Here is a 19,447-nt window from a genome sequence, read left to right on the forward strand (position 1 = left end):
ATTATAAAGTAAAGTGATTTTAAATTTATTAGTATAAATACTGTAATTACCGCCTTATTCTCCATCTGTGACAGACCAACCCAAACTCGTTGGCTGTTGATAAACCCGCTTCAAAGTATTCACATCTCTAATAGAAATAGACGGCGGTTTGCGAACTTGGGAAAAATAAAGCGCATCAGTTTGTAACTGACTATGACCCCAAATTCCCAAAGCGTGACCTAGTTCATGACGGGTTGCTGCTAATAAATATTCACCTGTTTGACTAGGACTTAACAGAATAGTAAACCGGTGATTTAAAAGATTATTATTAATGTAGACTTCGTAAGTAGTTTGAGCAGAACGCGCACGAGGGATTTTACCATCGGGCGAAAACTGAAGCGGTGGCGCTTTTTGGACAATTGTAATATCAGCAACTTCCGGCTGTTTAACTATTACTAAAGGTAAATAAACATTCCACTCCTGAACCGCTTGCAAAACGCTGTTAACCCATGCTTGGGATTGTTTCTCGTTAACAGCTTTTGGTGCTTCTACCTTAACCCTCAAGGGAAACTGCGACCAAACTAAATAACCAACTGGGGTGGATGTAACTTGAGAAAAGTAATCACCACTATTAGTTTTATCTTGCCACTGTGCCAATGTGGGCGGTAGGGGATGAAGTTTTTGTTGAGATGCAATATTAACTGACCTCTCCCCTAACCCCTCCCCTAGGAGGGGAGGGGAAACAAAAGCCCCCTTCCCTAGTAGGGAAGGGGGTTGGGGGTTAGGTCTCTCTGGTGCAGAATTTGTCAAAATGCCAGTGGCTTGGAGATTAGTAAAAATAACTAACAGCCCTGTGCCTATAAATAAGACCAAGGCTGCTAACAACCGCTGTAAAAATAGATTTTTTTGGGTGTTAGATTTCGGGTGTTGGGTGATTTTCCCCATGTCCCTATCTCCCTATTGCCTATTTAGGCAACCAACCGGCACTTAAAACCACTGTTAAACCGAGAAAAATCACTACTAATGCCCAAGTAACTCGGTTTAGTGTATTTTCTGCACTCTTGGTGCTGCTAAACAACTGGGCTTGTCCGCCAATTGAGCCAATACCATCACCTTTGGGGCTATGGAGTAATACTAGGATGATCAGACCAAGGGCAGAAAATGCCCAAATACCTTGCACGATGGAACTAACTGTCATAAGAATTTATAAGAAGTGGAGTGAGAAAACAGCTAACACTTAAAGGTTAACTGTTTTCTCTGAATCTATTCTACAGCCCTACTTGCGCGGGTGTACGAGTGCGTTGCAAGTCATATTCTGCAACTTTTAATAGCGATCGCCCCGTCATTTCTGGTGGCTGAGGCAACTGTAAAATCTCTAGAAGCGTGGGGGCAATGTCGGCCAGCTTGCCATCGTTTCGCAGTTCGACATTTGTACCATATCCGGGGATTTTGACTTTCTCACCTTCTACCAGGATGAAGGGCACTGGGTTGGTAGTATGTGCTGTCCAGGGATTACCTTCATCATCTAGCATATACTCAGCGTTGCCGTGGTCAGCAGTAATAATTGTTGTCCCACCGGCTTTGCCTATAGTATCAATCAGGCGACCCAAACAGCGATCTACCGTTTCAATGGCTGTAACTGTCGCTGGTATTTGTCCAGTATGCCCTACCATGTCTGGGTTGGCATAGTTCATCACCACTAGGGAGTAGATGCCCTTTTGAATAGCAGCGATCGCCACATCTGTGACAGCAGCAGCAGACATCGCTGGTTCTTTGTCGTAAGTCGCTACCATTGGACTGCTGACTAGTTCCCGGTCTTCTCCAGCAAAAGGTTCTTCCAAACCTCCATTAAAGAAGTAGGTAACATGGGCGTATTTCTCTGTTTCGGCGGTACGAAACTGTTTTAGTCCATGATTGGCGATGATTTCCCCCAGAATGTTACTCAAATTCTGCGGCGCAAAAGCTACAGACACTGGTAACTCTGGATCGTATTGAGTAAAGGTGACAAAGGACAGTGGGGTGATTTGCTGTCTTCCAAAACCGTTAAACTTGGGACTGACAAGAGCTTGAGTCAGTTGTCTAGAGCGGTCGGGGCGGAAATTGAAGAATATGACCCCATCCCCTGGTTCAATAGCGCCGGGGGCAATTCGTACTGGTAGAACGAACTCGTCGGTCACCCCTTCGGCGTAAGATGCTTGCAAGACTTCCACCGCCGTGAGTCCATTACCTGCACCATCTTGTGTCATTACATCGTAGGCACGTTGGACTCGATCCCAACGGCGATCGCGATCCATTGCGTAATAGCGGCCGCTGATGGTGGCTATTTGCCCAACCCCGTTGCGGTCTATGTAGTCTTGTAGTTGACCGATGGCTTTTTTGCCCTCAGAGGGGGCAGTGTCGCGACCATCGGTAATGGCGTGGATACAAACTTGTGAAAGTTGCTGATCCTTGGCTAAGTCAAGTAGTCCAAATAGATGGGTAATGTGGGAATGTACCCCTCCCTCAGAACAAAGCCCTACTAAATGCAACTTGCCATGGCGATCGCGAACTTCCTGGCAAATTTTGACAAGTGCTGGGTTTGAGGCAATAGAACCGTCTTCTACTGCATCGGAAATGCGTACCAGTTCTTGGGGTACCACACGCCCAGCGCCAATATTCAAATGACCAACTTCCGAGTTGCCCATTTGACCTTCTGGCAACCCTACGGCTTTTCCTGATGTGCAGATGAGGGTGTGCGGATAAGCTGCCCATAAACTTTCCACGATTGGAGTTTTGGCAGCGACAATGGCGTTTCCTCGCGTCTCCTCACAGTAGCCCCATCCATCTAAAATGACTAGCACCACAGGAGCAACAGGTGCTTTGGTCATAGTAAAATTGCCCTTTACTTTTTGTAATAACCGCATGATACCACTGCTCATCACCGCTGCAAGTGAATTTATGCTGATTAACTTCTTTTATTAATGACTTGCAGTTGTTTAGATATCTTTAAAATATCGCTAACTTTTGCGAGTTTTATGCAATAGTCGGCAATTAGTGATTACTTTGGTAGTAGCGCTTGAGTGCTACTACCAAGCCCTTACCCAGTCCTTCATTTACCTTTCGTAGTAGATTTAGCAGCTTTTGCCGCTTTTTTAGCAGCTTTTTCCGCCGCTATCGCCGCTAACTTTGCCTGTTCTTTTTCTTCGGCAATTTTCTGGAGATAGTAATGATAGTCTCCTAAGTAAACTCGGAATTCACCATCACGAATTTCCACGATTTTATTAGCTACTTGAGAGATAAAATAGCGGTCGTGGGAAACCACAATTGCCGTGCCATCATAGTTTTGTAGAGCTTCTTCCAACATTTCTTTAGCTGGAATATCTAAGTGATTGGTCGGCTCATCGAGAATTAGTAAATTCGCTGGGCGCAAGAGCATTTTTGCTAATGCCAGACGCGCTTTTTCTCCCCCACTCAATGCCGCAACTTGCTTAAATACAGTGTCACCAGCAAACAAAAAGCGTCCCAAGAGTGTGCGGACTTCTTCATTTTTCCAGTCGGGAACTTCATCATGGATAGTTTCCATGACAGTTTTCTTCAAGTCCAAAGCTTCCGCTTGATTTTGTTCAAAGTAACCGGGGATGACGTTGTGATCACCTAATTGAACGCTGCCTTCTGTGGGTGGTTCCATACCCATGATCACGCGCAACAGCGTAGATTTGCCGGCACCGTTGGGTCCTAAGAAAGCAATGCGATCGCCTCTTTCAATCAGGAGATTTGTTGCCAAAAACAGGATTTTATCATCATAGATATGGGTTAAATCCTTAATCTCCACCACTTCCCGGCCGCTGCGGGGTGCGGGAGGAAAGCGGAAGTGCAGGGTTCTCACACCCGCAATCGGTGCTTCAATGCGCTCAATTTTATCTAGTTGCTTTTCCCGGCTTTTCGCTTGGGTGCTGCGGGTAGCACTGGCGCGGAACCTATCTACAAAGGTTTGCTGTTTTTCTAGTTCTTTCTGCTGGCGTTCGTAGGCGCTTAGTTGTGCTGATTGATTTTCGGCTTTTTGTTGTAGGTATGCTGAGTAATTGCCGAGGTAACAAGCGGAAACGCCGCGTTCAGTTTCGACAATTTGGTTGCAGAGGCGGTCAAGGAACTCTCGGTCATGGGAAACTATCACCATTGGGGTAATTAGCCCTCTGAGGTAATTTTCCAGCCACTCAATGGTTTCTAAGTCTAGATGGTTTGTCGGTTCGTCCAGCAGCAATAAATCAGGTTTTTGCAGAAGTATCTTACCCAAACTCATCCGCATCTGCCAACCGCCGCTAAAAGCACTGACGAGGCGATCGCCATCTTCTAACTGAAAACCCATTTCTGGTAAAATTTTCCCAATGCGTGAGTCTAAGTTGTAGCCGTCTAAAGCTTCAAACTGCCGCTGTAATCGGTCTAACTTGTGGATTAGTTCATCCAGTTCTTCTGGATTAGCAGCTTCCATCTGTTGTGGTATATGAGCTAAAGCCATCTGGACTTCGTTGGCTTCTTTGAAAACAGTCCAAAATTCTTCTCTCACCGTGCGGGTGGGGTCAACCTCAAACTCTTGGTTGAGGTAAGCTATATGTAGGCTAGAAGGGCGAATGATTTCGCCAGCGGTGGGTTCCATTTCCCCAGAGATGATTTTCAGTTGGGTGGATTTCCCCGCACCGTTAACGCCGACTAAGCCGATGCGATCGCCTGGCTTAACTTCCCAATTGATATCTTTAAGAACTTCGCCTGTAGGATAAATTTTACTTATATGTTCTAGTCTTAGCATGAAGTATGTCTCAGGTAGGGGATAAGTTGGGGAGGAGTGCTAACGCTTTGTCCAAATCTTAACAAAATTTAACTACAAATACTCCCTCGATTATTTCACAGAAGTAATTAGGCATAAATCTTGCTAACTCCCTCTCAAGAGAGATTTTCTGCCACTTCCCTCACTTCTTCCACACTCAAATCTAACTCCTCAGCAACTTATTCCCTTTAACTATCACCTGGAAGACTAGGAAGCTGCTGTTGTGCTACCTGCCTCACTTCTTCAACATTTAAACTTAATGCTGTAGCTACCTGTTCCACACTTAAACCTGCTGCCAGCATATAGGGAACTGCTATTAGTTTTCCTTCCCGCTTACCTTCTTCCAAGGTTTCCTGATAAACTCGCGTTTGCTTAAACTCACTTAATCCAAACATTGCTTCTACCTCTTGTCTGCTCATTGTGGGAAACTTGTAAAACAAGATAGTCTCTATCAATTGTAATATTTGCTGCTGTAATTGAAAGTTCAACTCTTGTCTTGTTCTATCTATCAACTCTCTGGCTTGGGAAATTGCTATATCTTCATCGGCAGCTACTAATTTAATAGTAGCAATGCCAAGAGTTAAAGATGCAGATTCACCTAATTCATCTAGATAAATACGTCTGACTCGCTTACTGCTAAAGAATTCTCGATAATGTTTGATGTTTCCTGTATCTATACTCCGGTTTGGGTATAGAATCACAGCACCCCAATCATTTTCCGGTTTATTTTGGCGTAGATAAAGGCAGATTTCTGTAAACAGACGTGAGTAAATTTCCCCATCCGGTTGAAACTGTACTTCTAAAAAGTAAATAGGGTTATCTTTTGTCTGTGTAGGAAGAAAAACACCATCAATTCTCAAAGCTGTTTGTTTAACTTCAACTGATGAAAATTGATAAACACTAGCTGTTTCTGGAGAATTACCAATAAGTTCAAAAAAGATGCTGGGTAATTCTTGAAATAATCGATAAAATATGCTGTCGGTTTTCACTTTTTTAAAAGGAACAGAACGCGGGGTCTTTTGAGTAATTTCTCACGAAGATTGTAGGGTTTGTTAGCGACAGCGTAACGCACTATATATTTATATTATTAAAAAAGATTATATTTTAATTGGGTGCCCAAGGTCCAATAATCTTTATCCCCTGTTTTTCTTTTTCTGCTAATTCTAAATTTAATCCCAGCAGTTTTTCTAAAATGTCGTCTTTGGGATTAAAGTCATAAGCTTCCATCACTAATTTATCTAACTGTGAATGCAGTTTATAAAGTTGGCTAGTTGGTTCGTTAAAGAATTTATTATAGAGTGTGGTAATTCCCCACTGTTTTGACTCCATTTGTTCTGTGCGGTATTCATGGAGTTCTTCAGCTTTAGCACGAATTTGATTAACTAACTTAGTGTCTGGTGTTTGGGGAAAGGGGAAAGTTTCAAAGCAGGTATTGTGAGTGTAGCGAGTGTCACCCTTTAAAGTTGAACTTTGAGCCTTCACCCAGACACGATGCACTTTAGATGTAAGAATTCCTAAAATGTAAAAATCATCTGATGCTACAACTTTAGTAGAGTTATTAGGTAGCCAGTTTGAAAATGAAGGGACAAAAATAAACCACTTTGAGTGAGCAGGAACAGTGAAATAAATTTTTAGAGGAGTAAGTGCTTGTCTCATTGCTGCATGAGTACGTTTAAACCTCCACCATCTTTCTCTTAAAACAGATTCGCGGTTATTCTCTCGTTCCGGTTTTACAGTAACTCTAACATGTTCAAAAGGAAGAATATAATCACTGGCTTCTTCTAAATTCATATTATCAAAGTCAATAACCCACCTACTCGGTTTCCCATGTGGAACTTTAGTTAAGTCTCCTGCATCCAAAAATAGCTTAATCACTAACTTGTTTTTATCATTATATTTTATCCAGTATTGAGCCTGATTTTCTGTAATAACGAAGCCTTTTGCATTTGGCTTGACTCCTTCAAAGCATCTGTTTAAATTTGACTTTAATCTAGTAGCTATTGAAACATCAACTGTTGTTCTTAGAGAGGAACTGATTTGCTTGACATCCTGATAATCTAAATAAAATTTAGATGGTTCTTCATAACACCAATTGACAAGACTAACATGGACTTTTGCTTCTCCAGACCAATTTTGAGTTGAAATCGCCTCATGAATATAACCACCATTTCGAGTGATGTAATCCAGGGAAACATATCTACTATTTCCCTGACTGATAGAATTAGTACCAACTAAACCTGCTCGACCTTTACCATTAAGATTTTCGTGAGCTAGTCTGAACCAATAAGTGCAAATATCTACTTGTGCTTTTACTTCAGGAAATTTACTAAATATACTTTCAGCATACTTATCACCTAAATCTAAACGTATTCGATTTCCACCCAAAAATGGCGGATTTCCAATAATTGCGTTAGCTTGCCTCCATTCACTAAACAAAGCATCCTGACAAACAATATTATTATCCAAACTATCCAGCGGTAAAGCCGGCTCAGTCAAATTCAAATTATCAATTGCAATCTTCCGCGCAATCATCAAAGTCACCCGTGCTAATTCCACCGCAAAAGGATTCGTATCCATCCCATAAAATTGTAAAGGTGTCACCAAACCTATTTGCATTTGCTTGTCTTCAGATTTCCGCCGCTGTTGGATTTTGTCTAACAGCAAAATCTCTATTCTTTTCAATTCCTGATATGCAATATAAAGAAAATTCCCAGAACCGCAAGCAGGATCAAGTACGCGATAACTTTGCAATTCTATTTGCAGCGTAGAAAGTTCCCCAATTGTATTAGCAGCTTCAATTCTTTCTTCCCAATATCGGCTAATAGTTGGGCGAACAATTTTCATAATATCCGCTTCTGAAGTATAGTGAATTCCTCTAGCGTGACGCTCCTTTTTATCCACCGTACCTTCAAACAAATTCCCAAAAATAGCCGGACGTATCTTACTCCAATTCTCCCGCGCTGAGACATCCAAAAAATTTAATTCTTCCCGCGTCAACTCAATTCCATGAATCAGCGAAAATAACCCACCATTAAAATAATCCACCCCTTGATAACGTCCCGCTGGCGTTTTTCCCGGAAGATTCATTTCCCGAAATAACCCACCCAAAACATCATAAGAACTCGCTCCCTTCATGCAATCTTGCACACAAGAAATAAACATATCACGGGGTAAAAGTTGCCTATCTTCCGCAAACATCGCTAACACACATTGCAAAATAAAACGCTGCGCTGTTAACTTCTCAATTCCCCGCTTTTCCAACTCTAATAATAATTCACCCATCCGCCTTGCAGCGCGTACTGTTACCTCTACCTGGTTATTTTGGAATACAGGAGTTTTTTCCCCTAATTCCATAAATACCAAAGCTCCTGCCCGTTCTGGCAGTTGCTCCAGCGTAATTTTATCTACAGGTGTATCTAGTTGAAGATCAAAATCAAATATCCAAAATTCATCAAAATTGCACAAAATTACATATTTAGGGCGATTTGGAACCAACCGCGTCCAATAATCAAAAGCCTGAGAATAATGCTTGCTCAAATCTTCCCCGCGCTTTTTCATCTCAATCAAAACGCGAGGTTTCCACACCAAATCAGCAAAACCAGTTTTACCCTGTTTACTACCTTTTTTAATCGCTTCCTCATAATTCGCACCCGCTTCCAGCGCTCCCTCATGGCCAAACGCCCGAAACAAGCGGTCTAAAAACGTTTGCGCTTCCTTCCGTTCCTGTCCCGTGATGTGCTGCTGACAAAAACTCACAAACTTCGCCAAACTTTCCGGTGTCGCTGCTGCCATTTTGGATTGGTGAATTACCCTAAGTACTTTCCATAATTCCCATGTTAAAAATTAATCAACCAAAATGGCAGGAATTATCCTTCCCAGTCCTGACGAATATCGCACAGAAAACTGTCCGCGATGACATCATCAAATAGATAGGGGCATTGCTCTGGAAAAGTTCGTAATGGTAAGTTAGTGTCTCGTAGCGCCAAATCGACTCCCGCTTCAAAACCATCTAACAAGGCTTCTTCTATTCGAGACTTTAAGCTGGGGTTCTGTCGCAGATACCTGTGGATAGCGCGACGCTGTTCTCTAATTGTTAAAAACCAACTGCGACAGCGTTGTTCGGGTTGATACTCCCACTTCAAGAGATGACCGATTAATAAACTCAGACAGCTTACCAGTTCCCGATACTCCTGTCTCCCCAAAGCTTGAATTTCCTCTTGCAGGTTTTGCCAGTCTAGTTCCAGAACTAGCCTCTGCTCTAAAGCTTTAGCCTGCTGCTGTGTCCATCCATAAAAGTCTTGGTCATACAAAAAATGTTTGTCCATATCCATAGAGTTTAATCTTTACAGCAAAGGACATCACACTTAATAAAAGAAAACCGCGCCGCTAAATTTGTAACTATTAATTTAAATAAATTTAACTAGCTTTTGCTTCATCTACAGACGCCTCAGCAGCAGCAGCCAATCTATCCATTACAGCTCTACCAATTATTGCTACTTCACTTAATGGCATAGACCTGATGTGCTTTACCATCTGGTTTACATCTGAAGATTCTGATGTAGGTTTAAGACCAAGATAGTTAAGCAGTTCTTCCATTGTGTAGCCTGCTCTATCTGCAATGTTAGCTAAATTATGTGTATCTGGAATCGAGTCTCCCTTTTCCCATAGCTGCACGGCAGTAGCAGAAACGCCCAGAAGTTTCCCAAAGCCCCTCTGACTCATGGAGCCACGAGCAAGTTTCACTACTTCAATCAGTTTGTTTCTAGCTTCTAAATCCACAACTGTAATATTTCTTCCGCTGTACTTACTAGGGTTTTTCTCGGCTATAAATATTTTATTTAGGTATTTACAACTCTGCTTGCCAATGCTAGACTAAATCTAAATTTGTAGTTTGCAAGTTTGGCTGTAATATTATCTAGAACAATAGTTAGACTAACTTATTTTATCGTGAAACGTTCTAGCAGCAAGCTTTTAGTCAAATCTTAGGAAAAGGTTTGTGTTCAGTGCATCATCTCATGTTCAGTAATTATTTAACTAGCTTTTGCCCCATCTCCCAAAGACTCAGCGACATCAGCAAATCGCTCCGCAGCAGCTTGAGCAATCTTAGCGACTTGGCTTAGAGGCATATGCTGGATTTGTCTCAGAATTAGACTCAAATCGGAGGCTTCTTGTATTGGCTTACCATCCAAGCAGCTAAGTAATTCATCGAGTGTATAACCTGCTCTCGCTGCAATTTTCACCAAATATTCTGTGTCTGGCACGTTCACGCCCTTTTCCCACAACTGAACAGCAGTAGCAGAAACCCCCAAAAGCTTGCCAAACCCACGCTGACTCATGGAACCACGAGCTAGTTTGATAATTTCAACCAGTTTTTCTCTGCTTTCAATGTTCACTGCTTATCTAGCTACTCAACCGCATTTACAAGTTTAGTGAGCCAAATCTAAAATTAAAATTTTATATTGACAAGCGTCGTTGTAGTTGTTATTCTAAAAGTAAAGTTGTCGATATAAAAGTTTTACTTTAATTATTAGATAACACCAGTAAGATTTTGGGAATCATTGCCAATAATTTCAACGGTGCATCATGTTTCGTCAGCCACGCAAAACTAGCCAATATCGCCGCAAAGGCAAAAGCCTAATAGCCGCTAATAAGATTAAACCAGAACAGTGGCAAATTTCCAACACCGAGGCCAAAGAAGCTCTAAAAGCCAAAGGCTACAAAGTTAAGCAAATCAAGAAAATCCACTGCCTAAAGCATCAGGTGTCTATTTCTTTCTGGGATGATCAAGGCAACGTGTGCAGCAGCTTCTTCAGCTACCGGATTTTTGCCCGTTGGCAAAAAGAAGTAGAAAAGTTAATTTACCACTGCCCAAACCTGAAGGAGTGGACGAAATTAAATCACATCATGCACTACGAATTTGCTTATTATAGTTATCCGAGTGAAATAGAAGATGCACTTAACACGGCATTAGAAAACCGCCTATATGTGTTAAAAGGAACAGCCCAACAAGCGGTTTTCCACGTTATTTAACAGCGGGGATTAGCTAGCAGTGCCGGAAACGGCTAACTCTGCCAAACGTTCCTGCTGGTCTAGAGATATACAAGATTGGATAACCGTCTCTATATCGCCTTCTAGCACAGGGTTTAGGGAATAGTTTTGACCTAAACGGTGGTCAGTAACTCGGCTGTCTTTATAGTTGTAAGTACGAATTTTTTCTGAGCGCGATCCTGTCCCAACTTGCGATCGCCGCATAGAGGTTACAGCTTCTTGTTGTTCGCGTAACTTCATTTCGTACAATTTCGCCCGGAGAATTTGCATCGCCCGTTCTTTGTTTTGCAACTGGCTACGTTCTTCTGTACAGAAAATTCTGATTCCAGTCGGTTTGTGGAACAAATCAGCAGCGGTTTCCACCTTGTTGACGTTTTGTCCGCCAGCACCACCAGAACGAGCTGTGCTCATTTCAATATCTTTCGGGTCAATATGGATTTCTACCTCATCCACCTCTGGCATAATTGCCACCGTGGCTGTAGAGGTGTGAACCCTTCCACCCGCTTCGGTTGCGGGCACGCGCTGCACACGATGCACTCCAGCTTCAAACTTCAGCTTGCTGTAAACGCTATCACCTTGAATTTCTAGAATTGCCTCTTTAACACCGCCCATTTCCCCCTCAGACTCGCTCACCAGCTTGACTCGCCAATTTTGGGTTTGGGCATAGCGCGTGTACATTCGGACTAAATCTCCAGCCCAGATACTCGCTTCATCACCACCAGTGCCAGCGCGAATTTCCAACATGATGTTTTTATCATCATTAGGGTCACGGGGCAGCAGCAAGATTTTCAAGCGGCTTTCTAGGTATTCCAGTTTTTGACCCAATTCCTCTACTTCCAGGGCTGCCATTTCTTGCCACTCTGGATCGCCATTGGCCTCTTTGAGTACTTGACGCGCTCCAGCCAAGTCTTCTTGGACAGTTCTCCAAATCTCATAGGTATTTACTACCTCTTCTAAGGAAGAACGAGACTTGGCGATTGTCTGATACTCATCGGGGTTTCTGGCAGTATCGGGGTCAGCCAGGCGACGAGTTAATTCATTGAAGGTTTGTTCAACGGATTTTAGTTTCTCCAGCAGGTATGTTTCAGCCATAACGAGTGCGATCGCTCCTTAAAATAACAAGTTGGCTTGAGCATTAAATGACAATCGACCCAGCAGATGCAGGGCCGTCGTTAACAGCTACAGCCAACCGGCTACTTTTGATCTGTGCCCTCAGCGCTTTGAGTGCTGCTCATGCCATATTTGCGGAGGAAGCGCTCCACTCGACCCTCAGTATCAATAATCTTCTGAGTACCAGTGTAAAATGGATGGTTTCCAGACCAAACGTCTACGTGCAATTCTGGCTTTGTAGAACCAATGGTCATTACAACTTGACCGTTGCAGTAAACTTTAGCGTCTGGATACCACTTGGGATGAATATCAGCTTTAGCCATTGTTCTTTTTGTGGTGAATCTATATCAATTATAACTTTCAGTCTTTGGGCGTTTGTATAACTTCAGATTTTAGATTTTTATCTGAATCCAAAATCCAAAATCCAAAATCTAAAATCCAAAATCCAAAATTGATTAACGCTTGGAGTACTGAGGAGCTTTCCGGGCTTTGTGCAAACCGTATTTTTTCCGTTCTTTTGCCCGAGGATCACGAGTCAGGTAGCCTTCGGTTTTCAAAGGTGAGCGGTTATCTGGGTCTAGTTGGCACAAGGCGCGAGCAACTCCCAGGCGGATGGAATCTGCCTGTCCAGTCAAGCCACCGCCTTCTGCTTTCACCAAAATGTCATATTCATTTTCTAGTCCCAAAGTCTCTAAGGGCGCTTTGATGACTCCTAGGTAATTAGCATTGAATTGGAAGTATAATACTCCATCCTTGCCATTTACAGTCAACTTGCCTTCACCTGGAACCAAGCGTACCCGCGCTACCGAGCACTTACGACGACCAGTACCCCAATACACAGCGCGACCGCTAGTAGTTTCTACTGCTACCATTAATTTTCTTCTCCAGGAATTGTATTAATGTTTAATTCTTTGGGTTGTTGAGCCTCGTGGGGATGAGTGGGCCCAGCGTAGACTTTTAGTTTAGTAAACAAGTGCTTACCCAGACTATTTTTAGGCAACATACCTTTGACAGCATGTTCTAGAATCCTTTCTGGTAAGCGCTGTTGCAGTTTGGCAAAAGTTTCTGTCTTCATTCCGCCAGGACGTCCAGAATGACGCCGGTAGAGTTTTTGGGTGCGCTTTTTGCCTGTGACTGCTACTTTTTCGGCATTGATGACAACAACGAAATCACCTGTATCTAAGTGGGGAGTATATTCCGGTTTATTTTTCCCTCTGAGGATCATGGCAATTTCGCTGGCCAGGCGACCGAGGCGTTTATCGGTGGCGTCTACTACGTACCACTCACGCTCAAGGGAATCTTGAGGAGGAAGGTATGTTTTGTTCATTGGGGTTGTGATTTGCTTGTGTGGAATTAAGATAAACGGTTTGGTTAGGGGAAATAAGATACCCTAATCATCCAGGGGATATTCTCCTGGAATATTTATAGGACAGACGAACTGTGGCAGGGTGTCATACCAAATCTCTCTGTTCAAGGGAAAATCTGGATAGCCAACTCGCAATAAGCATAGTCCTTGGGGGGGCGCGGCATATTTCACTTCTTCCCGGCGTTGTTCTTTCCAGATTTCGGTGAAGCTAGCCAGCGTGCGTTGCCCAGAACCTACTTGTACCAGCATCCCTACCAACAGGCGCACCATGCCATACAAAAATCCATCTGCCTGAATTTCAATATGGAGAAATGAACCACTGCGACGGCACTCTGCTGCTTGCACCTCTACCCAAGAATGCGATCGCTTCGACCCTGCACGATGAAAAGCAGCCAGGTGATGCTTTCCCATCAGAGGTTTTAGTGCAGCTTGGATTAAGGATTCATCCAGGGGTGCATAATAATAATGCCAACTTAATTGGCTCACGAACAAGTTCGGTAAATCTTCAGTATAGAGTGTATAGCGATACCGTCGATAGGCTGCACTAAAGCGAGCGTGCCAACGGTGATCTACACTAGCTGAAGCCCTGATCAATATATCGTGGGGCAGATAGCCGTTAAGAATCGTTGCCCACTTATGAGCCGGAATTAAACCTGTAGCTTCAAAATGGGCTACCTGAGCAGCGGCATGAACTCCGGCGTCAGTTCGCCCAGCGCCGTGTAGGGTCACATGATGGCCCAGAACAGTAGCTATAGCTGTTTCTATTTCTTCCTGAACTGTTCGCTGTGCCTTTTGCCTTTGCCAGCCGTGAAAGCGAGTGCCCAGGTATTGGATTACCAAGGCTACTCTATGAATTGGTGTAAGCTGACAACTTTCTAACATACAAATTTTGTCCTTGATCATTAGTCTTGAGTCATCTGTCTACGATTCTTGACCAATAACTAATGACTAATGACTAAAATCTGATTAGACTAGTTCAATGATTGCCATCTCAGCATGATCGCCCCGACGCGGCACGGTATGCAGGATGCGAGTATAACCACCTTGGCGGTTACCATACCGAGTGGGAGCTTGCTCAAACAGCGCATGAACAAGTTGTTTATCGTAAATGTAGCCCAGGGCCTCCCGGCGTGCTGTTAGAGAGCCATTTTTGGCTAGCGTAATCATTTTGTCCACTTCGCTTCGTAATACTTTAGCTCGGATTAAAGTAGTGGTGATCCGACCATGACGGATTAGCTCGGTGGTAAGCGCCCGCAACAGAGCGCGGCGCTGGTCAGTTGGTTTACTGAGTTTTTTGACTCGACAACGGTGACGCATAATAATGCACTATGAATTATTAACGGTTTTGTCTTAGCTGTGTTTAGAGCTTCTTTCTTGGGGCAGCGTAATACCTAAGCGTCGCTGTAAAGCTTCAACTACCTCTTCCGCTGACTTCTGACCAAAGTTTTTAATTTCTAGGAGGTCTTCTTGGGTGTAATCCAACAAGTCTGCTACGGAGTTTACTTGTGCTCGTTTAAGGCAGTTATAGGCCCGTACAGAAAGTTGCAACTCTTCAATCGGAATCTGGGCGGTTGGGTCGTCTGGAATATCTGAACCTGTGTCCGTTGGTTCCAGGGAAATATCTTTCAAAGGGTTGAATAAATCTACCAAGATCCCAGCGGCAGAGGATAGGGCTTCTTGAGGAGAGAGACTACCATTAGTCCAAACTTCCAAGAGCAGTCGGTCTTTGGTGATCGAGCCATCCCCACGGGCTTCCTCGACGCTATAGTTGACTTTTCGCACTGGCATAAACACTGAGTCGATTTGGAGAAAGTCCAAAGATGTGGCTTCCTCACGTCCTCGCTCTACGGTGCGATAACCTTTACCTTTCTCGATTCGAAATTCCATTTCCAGCTTTCCGCCATCTGCTAGGGTGGCTACATACTGGGTTGGATCGATGACTTCTACTTCACTTGGCAAATCGAAATGTGCCGCAGTAATTGTTGCCGGTCCGTTAACGAGTAACCGACCAATTTGGGGTTGAGAGGAAAAGCTTTTGAGTACCACTTCCTTCATTTTCATGAGGATTTCCAACACGTCTTCCCGCACGCCTGGAACTGTAGCAAACTCATGGGTAACGCCAGCAATCCTTACTGCTGTAACTGCTGTACCCTCTAGATTGGAAAGTAAAACTCGCCGCAGTGCGTTACCAACCGTTGTTCCTTGACCACGCTCCAGAGGTTCTAGAACAAATTTACTGTAATGGCTGCGACTTTCCTCAGTATTAGACTCTACACATTCAATTTGAAACTGCGCCACGGAGTAGCCTCCCTTTTAAGGTGCTGCTAGCAGGCAATTGATTTGCCTCTCGAATTTACTTCATACCCTGAGCTTGTGCTGAGGTCGATCAAACTGCCAAAATCCAATATACGTTGAATTTGACGCCCTTGTTCAGCCCACGGGCGCTGATATTATTTTGGGTTGTCCAAACTTTAGCAGCCCTGCCTGTGGGAATATCTGACGCACTTCTGGTTTCCTAATCCGTCTGAAGTTGACAAGCCTTAACATTGCTAAAGCATTTTATGCGTTAAACGCCCAAACAGCTATTACAGATGAATTCTCTTAGCTCTAACTTCTTACCTTCAGTACCTAACCTGATAGGTTTTGTTTAAACCCGACGGCGCTTGGGTGGACGGCAACCGTTATGAGGAATAGGGGTAATATCCCGAATAAGTGTAATTTCCAGTCCTGCACCTTGGAGGGCCCGGATAGCAGTTTCTCTACCTGCGCCTGGTCCGCTGACCATTACCTCGATTTGGCGCATCCCTTGATCGATAGCTCGACGTGCTGCGCTTTCTGCGGCGGTTTGCGCGGCAAAGGGAGTTCCTTTTTTGGCCCCTTTAAATCCACTAGAACCAGCACTTGCCCAGGAGATGACATCTCCATTTTGATCAGTAATGGTGACAATGCTATTGTTGAAAGTAGACTGAATGTAGCCAATGCCGTTGGGTACATTCCGTTTCTGCTTTTTGCTCCCAGATTTTTTAGTTGGTTGTCTCGCCATATTTGTTTAATGAATTTAAGGTACAAGTTGCTCTCATTTACGAGCAGGGAATAATTATTTGCCAGGCGCTTTCTTCTTACCAGCAACTGTCTGCCTTCTCCCACGGCGGGTTCTGGCATTCGTACGGGTTCTTTGCCCTCTGACTGGTAAGCCCATGCGATGACGACGCCCCCTGTAGGAGCCAATGTCAATTAAGCGCTTGATACTCATGGCTTCCAAGCGCCGCAAGTCTCCTTCAACCTGATAGTTGCTTTCTATTTCCCCACGCAGGGCTGCTACATCGGCATCAGTTAAATCTTTAACGCGGGTGTCTGGGTTTACACTGGTAGCCGCAAGAATTTCCTGCGACCTTGATAACCCAATTCCGTAGATGTAAGTTAGACCGATCTCGACGCGTTTATCACGTGGAAGGTCTACTCCGGAAATCCGTGCCACAATGAATCTCTCCCTCTTGTTCTCGTAATTACAGTTAGCAAAACGTGATTAATCGCGTCTTTTAGTTTTTATGGTGATGTTATACCGCACCTCACTCTGATAGTCAGATTGCTATCCCTGACGTTGCTTGTGCTTGGGATTCACACATATCACCATGACGCGACCACGGCGTCGGATCACGTTACACTTTTCACAAATTTTCTTGACTGAGGCTCTGACTTTCATTCCTTTTGTACTTGACTCCAAATAGTAGATTATAGCATTTTTAGGGAAAGTATTTCAGTTAACAAGAGGCGGCTTTATGGTAAAATTCTCTGCATAGATTTACTTCTTCCGTAGTCTATAGGTAATTCTGCCTTTCGTCAGGTCGTAGGGAGTCAACTCCACTTTGACGCGATCTCCAGGTAAAATCTTGATGTAATTGCGGCGGATTTTGCCGGAAATGTGTGCCAGGACGTTAAAGCCATTGTCCAAGTCAACACGAAACATTGCATTTGGCAATGATTCGGTGACAGTGCCTTCCATTTCAATCAAATCTTGCTTAGACAATTTGTTTTTTCCTCAACTCAACAGTCTCCTGTTCTGTGGCAGTATCTTTGATCTGCACAAGAACACAATTTAAGAAATATATCAACTGTTTATTAATATATCTTAGCTAAAATTGACCTACTTCCTGCCCAAAGAGTGAGGCATGGGGGCTGTGGGGAAGTAAGAAAATTTTTTTTTTTGAATTTTACGTTCCCCCTCCTGCCCTCATCTTGTTTGGCTAGACGGATATTACCTGTTTTAGTGCGGTAGTGACTTCTTCTTGGGATTGATTGCCGTTGACCGTCAGGAGCTTATGGCGATCGCCGTAATAATCGATCAAGGGTGCAGTTTCAGCGCGGTACACTTCTAAGCGACGACGAATCACTTCTTCGCTATCATCTTTTCGTCCCCGCCCTAGTAGCCGGGTAATCACAACTTCATCTGGCACATCCAAGTTGACTACTCTTTCGCCACCCTGACTGATTTTGTCCAGCAGTTTCCCCAAATAAACAGCTTGTGTTACTTTGCGGGGAAAGCCATCAAGTATCCAACCAGATTTGGCATCTGGTTGATTGAGGCGCTCCTGTACCAAATCCTGTACTAGCTGGTCAGGAACTAACTCACCGCTATCAACATAACTTTGAGCCTTAATTCCTAAAGGAGTTTGCTCTTTCATGGATTGCCGTAATATTTCACCCGTAGAAATATGGGGAATTTTACAGAATTCAGACAAGGTTTGAGCTTGAGTTCCTTTCCCAGCTCCTGGTGGTCCCAAGAAGATTAATCGGGTCACTATTGTTTCACCATTCCTTCATAGCGCTGAGAGATAACATACGTTTGTATTTGTTTAGCGGTATCAATTGCTACGCCAACCAGAATTAACAAAGATGTTGCGCCAAGTCCCTTAAAAGTTGGCACATTCAAACCACTTTCTACAGCCGTGGGAATAATCGCCACCAAGCCTAAAAAGATAGCACCCAAAAAGGTCAGTCGGTTAGTTACACGCTCAATATACTCACTTGTAGCCTTGCCGGGACGAATCCCAGGAATACTAGAACCCATTTTTTTCAAGTTCTGAGCTACATCTACGGGGTTGAGTATCAACGAAGAATAGAAGTAGCTAAAAAAGACAATGGAAGTTAAGTAGACTAAGGCGTATACCCAAGGTGCAGAGCCACTAGGACTGAGATAGGTGTTAACGATGTTTGCTAAATCTGGATTTTTGGTAAAATTGGCGATTAAAAGTGGCAAACTCAGGATTGCTGCCGCAAAAATAATCGGCATTACACCACCAGAATTTAGGCGCAGGGGTAAATAACTGCGTTGCTCTGCTAATACTCGTCTACCCACTTGGCGTCGAGCAGAAATAATCGGGATACGACGGATACCTTCCTGCACAAACACAATACCAATAATAGTCGCTAGGAAAACTAAGACCAGTACGATAACGCGACCCACTATTTCCCGACCGCCAACCTGTACTAAGTCAATGGTATCACCCAAGGATTTTGGTAGTGAAGCAACAATGTTGACAAAAATCAACAAAGATGCGCCATTGCCAATACCCCGCTCTGTAATCAGTTCCGAGGCCCACATAACGAACATAGAACCAGCGGTGAGAGCGATCGCAGTTTCAGCTACAAATATTGGGCCTGGGTTTAAGGCAAATTGCTGGAGAAATAATGCCGAAAAAGCCACACTTTGAACAATCGCCCAACCTACAGTGACATAACGTGTAATTTGCGATATTTTCCGCCGACCTGCTTCGCCTTCATTTTTCTGGAGATTTTCTAAAGAGGGAATGGCAGCGGTGAGCAATTGGATGATAATGGAGGCATTAATAAAGGGTAAAATCCCCAAGGCAAAGACGCCCAAAGTGGAAAGTCCCCGCCCAGAAAATATATCCAATAAACCGAATATGGAATTGTTGCCCGATATGGCTTCGGAAAACCTCTCGCGATTAATTCCTGGCACTGGTAAAAAGATGCCTAGGCGAACCAAAATTAAAATACCGACAGTGACAAGCAGCCTACCTCTCAACCCAGCTGCTTGCGCCATCTGCATGAAAGTTTCTTGAGCCGTTGGGGCTTTATCTCGACTGATCATAGAGTGCTACCTTTAGAGTGAACCAGGCGCT

The 19,447-nt window shown here is 43.8% G+C and carries 23 protein-coding genes; 1 reads left to right on the forward strand and 22 read right to left on the reverse strand.

The window, feature by feature from the left end; translation table 11 throughout:
• Positions 1-54: 54 nt before the first annotated feature.
• From CYLST_RS14305 to CYLST_RS14345, 9 genes are all read right to left on the reverse strand, one after another.
• Positions 55-924: a Zn-dependent protease gene (locus CYLST_RS14305; protein ID WP_015208434.1), complete on the reverse strand. Its 870-nt coding sequence runs from the start codon at positions 922-924 to the stop codon at positions 55-57.
• A gap of 19 nt (positions 925-943) precedes the next feature.
• Complete coding sequence (gene secG / locus CYLST_RS14310) at positions 944-1,177, reverse strand: preprotein translocase subunit SecG (protein ID WP_015208435.1); 234 nt, start codon at positions 1,175-1,177, stop codon at positions 944-946.
• 70 nt (positions 1,178-1,247) lie between these two features.
• Positions 1,248-2,846 (reverse strand): 2,3-bisphosphoglycerate-independent phosphoglycerate mutase, encoded by a 1,599-nt coding sequence (gene gpmI, locus CYLST_RS14315; RefSeq protein WP_041233657.1) that lies wholly within the window; start codon positions 2,844-2,846, stop codon positions 1,248-1,250.
• 221 nt (positions 2,847-3,067) lie between these two features.
• Positions 3,068-4,762: an ABC-F family ATP-binding cassette domain-containing protein gene (locus CYLST_RS14320; protein WP_015208437.1), complete on the reverse strand. Its 1,695-nt coding sequence runs from the start codon at positions 4,760-4,762 to the stop codon at positions 3,068-3,070.
• Between the two features lie 206 nt (positions 4,763-4,968).
• Positions 4,969-5,769 (reverse strand): Rpn family recombination-promoting nuclease/putative transposase, encoded by an 801-nt coding sequence (locus CYLST_RS14325; RefSeq protein ID WP_015208438.1) that lies wholly within the window; start codon positions 5,767-5,769, stop codon positions 4,969-4,971.
• Between the two features lie 115 nt (positions 5,770-5,884).
• Entirely contained in the window at positions 5,885-8,572 is a 2,688-nt protein-coding gene (locus CYLST_RS14330; protein ID WP_015208439.1) for a DNA methyltransferase, read from the reverse strand.
• Between the two features lie 74 nt (positions 8,573-8,646).
• On the reverse strand, positions 8,647-9,105 hold the full coding sequence (locus CYLST_RS14335) for a DUF29 domain-containing protein (RefSeq protein WP_041233658.1): 459 nt from the start codon (positions 9,103-9,105) through the stop codon (positions 8,647-8,649).
• A gap of 91 nt (positions 9,106-9,196) precedes the next feature.
• Positions 9,197-9,559 (reverse strand): helix-turn-helix transcriptional regulator, encoded by a 363-nt coding sequence (locus tag CYLST_RS14340; RefSeq protein ID WP_015208441.1) that lies wholly within the window; start codon positions 9,557-9,559, stop codon positions 9,197-9,199.
• A gap of 251 nt (positions 9,560-9,810) precedes the next feature.
• Positions 9,811-10,173 (reverse strand): helix-turn-helix domain-containing protein, encoded by a 363-nt coding sequence (locus CYLST_RS14345; protein ID WP_015208442.1) that lies wholly within the window; start codon positions 10,171-10,173, stop codon positions 9,811-9,813.
• A 190-nt stretch (positions 10,174-10,363) separates the two neighbouring features.
• Here CYLST_RS14345 and CYLST_RS14350 point away from each other — a divergent pair, with 190 nt between their 5' ends.
• On the forward strand, positions 10,364-10,810 hold the full coding sequence (locus CYLST_RS14350; RefSeq protein ID WP_015208443.1) for a hypothetical protein: 447 nt from the start codon (positions 10,364-10,366) through the stop codon (positions 10,808-10,810).
• A gap of 9 nt (positions 10,811-10,819) precedes the next feature.
• On the opposite strand, the gene prfA is transcribed toward CYLST_RS14350, so the two are convergent.
• The 13 genes from prfA to secY all read right to left on the reverse strand — a co-directional run bounded on the left by prfA (position 10,820) and on the right by secY (position 19,416).
• Positions 10,820-11,920, reverse strand: a complete 1,101-nt coding sequence (prfA, locus tag CYLST_RS14355; RefSeq protein ID WP_015208444.1) for a peptide chain release factor 1 — start codon at positions 11,918-11,920, stop codon at positions 10,820-10,822.
• 101 nt (positions 11,921-12,021) lie between these two features.
• Complete coding sequence (gene rpmE / locus CYLST_RS14360; protein ID WP_015208445.1) at positions 12,022-12,261, reverse strand: 50S ribosomal protein L31; 240 nt, start codon at positions 12,259-12,261, stop codon at positions 12,022-12,024.
• Between the two features lie 132 nt (positions 12,262-12,393).
• Positions 12,394-12,810 (reverse strand): 30S ribosomal protein S9, encoded by a 417-nt coding sequence (gene rpsI, locus CYLST_RS14365; protein WP_015208446.1) that lies wholly within the window; start codon positions 12,808-12,810, stop codon positions 12,394-12,396.
• Complete coding sequence (gene rplM, locus CYLST_RS14370; protein ID WP_015208447.1) at positions 12,810-13,265, reverse strand: 50S ribosomal protein L13; 456 nt, start codon at positions 13,263-13,265, stop codon at positions 12,810-12,812. The genes rpsI and rplM overlap by 1 nt, the downstream gene beginning before the upstream one ends.
• A 63-nt stretch (positions 13,266-13,328) precedes the next feature.
• A complete protein-coding gene (truA, locus tag CYLST_RS14375; RefSeq protein WP_015208448.1) occupies positions 13,329-14,186 on the reverse strand; it encodes a tRNA pseudouridine(38-40) synthase TruA in 858 nt (285 codons plus the stop codon).
• An 84-nt stretch (positions 14,187-14,270) separates the two neighbouring features.
• A complete protein-coding gene (rplQ, locus tag CYLST_RS14380) occupies positions 14,271-14,621 on the reverse strand; it encodes a 50S ribosomal protein L17 (protein WP_015208449.1) in 351 nt (116 codons plus the stop codon).
• 33 nt (positions 14,622-14,654) lie between these two features.
• Positions 14,655-15,602: a DNA-directed RNA polymerase subunit alpha gene (locus tag CYLST_RS14385; RefSeq protein WP_015208450.1), complete on the reverse strand. Its 948-nt coding sequence runs from the start codon at positions 15,600-15,602 to the stop codon at positions 14,655-14,657.
• Between the two features lie 349 nt (positions 15,603-15,951).
• Positions 15,952-16,347, reverse strand: coding sequence for a 30S ribosomal protein S11 (gene rpsK, locus CYLST_RS14390; RefSeq protein ID WP_015208451.1), 396 nt, complete (start codon positions 16,345-16,347; stop codon positions 15,952-15,954).
• 54 nt (positions 16,348-16,401) lie between these two features.
• Entirely contained in the window at positions 16,402-16,782 is a 381-nt protein-coding gene (rpsM, locus tag CYLST_RS14395) for a 30S ribosomal protein S13 (protein ID WP_015208452.1), read from the reverse strand.
• A gap of 111 nt (positions 16,783-16,893) precedes the next feature.
• Positions 16,894-17,007, reverse strand: a complete 114-nt coding sequence (gene rpmJ / locus CYLST_RS33395; RefSeq protein WP_010998333.1) for a 50S ribosomal protein L36 — start codon at positions 17,005-17,007, stop codon at positions 16,894-16,896.
• A gap of 99 nt (positions 17,008-17,106) precedes the next feature.
• The gene (gene infA, locus CYLST_RS14400; RefSeq protein WP_006276978.1) at positions 17,107-17,331 is read right to left on the reverse strand and encodes a translation initiation factor IF-1; all 225 of its coding nucleotides are present in this window, start codon (positions 17,329-17,331) and stop codon (positions 17,107-17,109) included.
• 217 nt (positions 17,332-17,548) lie between these two features.
• Positions 17,549-18,103, reverse strand: a complete 555-nt coding sequence (locus CYLST_RS14405; protein ID WP_015208453.1) for an adenylate kinase — start codon at positions 18,101-18,103, stop codon at positions 17,549-17,551.
• Entirely contained in the window at positions 18,103-19,416 is a 1,314-nt protein-coding gene (secY, locus tag CYLST_RS14410) for a preprotein translocase subunit SecY (protein WP_015208454.1), read from the reverse strand. The genes CYLST_RS14405 and secY overlap by 1 nt, the downstream gene beginning before the upstream one ends.
• Between the last annotated feature and the right edge of the window lie 31 nt (positions 19,417-19,447).

Origin of the sequence: Cylindrospermum stagnale PCC 7417, assembly GCF_000317535.1 — a bacterium.
Classification (GTDB): domain Bacteria; phylum Cyanobacteriota; class Cyanobacteriia; order Cyanobacteriales; family Nostocaceae; genus Cylindrospermum; species Cylindrospermum stagnale.

What these genes read in the sequence shown, in the direction of transcription:
- secG (WP_015208435.1), bottom strand. Translation starts at nt 1,177, where the DNA reads ATGACAGTTAGTTCCATCGTGCAAGGTATTTGGGCATTTTCTGCCCTT.
- CYLST_RS14320 (WP_015208437.1), bottom strand. Translation starts at nt 4,762, where the DNA reads ATGCTAAGACTAGAACATATAAGTAAAATTTATCCTACAGGCGAAGTT.
- CYLST_RS14350 (WP_015208443.1), top strand. Translation starts at nt 10,364, where the DNA reads ATGTTTCGTCAGCCACGCAAAACTAGCCAATATCGCCGCAAAGGCAAA.
- rplQ (WP_015208449.1), bottom strand. Translation starts at nt 14,621, where the DNA reads ATGCGTCACCGTTGTCGAGTCAAAAAACTCAGTAAACCAACTGACCAG.
- prfA (WP_015208444.1), bottom strand. Translation starts at nt 11,920, where the DNA reads ATGGCTGAAACATACCTGCTGGAGAAACTAAAATCCGTTGAACAAACC.
- CYLST_RS14330 (WP_015208439.1), bottom strand. Translation starts at nt 8,572, where the DNA reads ATGGCAGCAGCGACACCGGAAAGTTTGGCGAAGTTTGTGAGTTTTTGT.
- rpsK (WP_015208451.1), bottom strand. Translation starts at nt 16,347, where the DNA reads ATGGCGAGACAACCAACTAAAAAATCTGGGAGCAAAAAGCAGAAACGG.
- rpmE (WP_015208445.1), bottom strand. Translation starts at nt 12,261, where the DNA reads ATGGCTAAAGCTGATATTCATCCCAAGTGGTATCCAGACGCTAAAGTT.
- truA (WP_015208448.1), bottom strand. Translation starts at nt 14,186, where the DNA reads ATGTTAGAAAGTTGTCAGCTTACACCAATTCATAGAGTAGCCTTGGTA.
- CYLST_RS14305 (WP_015208434.1), bottom strand. Translation starts at nt 924, where the DNA reads ATGGGGAAAATCACCCAACACCCGAAATCTAACACCCAAAAAAATCTA.
- rpsI (WP_015208446.1), bottom strand. Translation starts at nt 12,810, where the DNA reads ATGGTAGCAGTAGAAACTACTAGCGGTCGCGCTGTGTATTGGGGTACT.
- CYLST_RS14335 (WP_041233658.1), bottom strand. Translation starts at nt 9,105, where the DNA reads ATGGACAAACATTTTTTGTATGACCAAGACTTTTATGGATGGACACAG.
- secY (WP_015208454.1), bottom strand. Translation starts at nt 19,416, where the DNA reads ATGATCAGTCGAGATAAAGCCCCAACGGCTCAAGAAACTTTCATGCAG.
- rplM (WP_015208447.1), bottom strand. Translation starts at nt 13,265, where the DNA reads ATGAACAAAACATACCTTCCTCCTCAAGATTCCCTTGAGCGTGAGTGG.
- gpmI (WP_041233657.1), bottom strand. Translation starts at nt 2,846, where the DNA reads ATGACCAAAGCACCTGTTGCTCCTGTGGTGCTAGTCATTTTAGATGGA.
- rpmJ (WP_010998333.1), bottom strand. Translation starts at nt 17,007, where the DNA reads ATGAAAGTCAGAGCCTCAGTCAAGAAAATTTGTGAAAAGTGTAACGTG.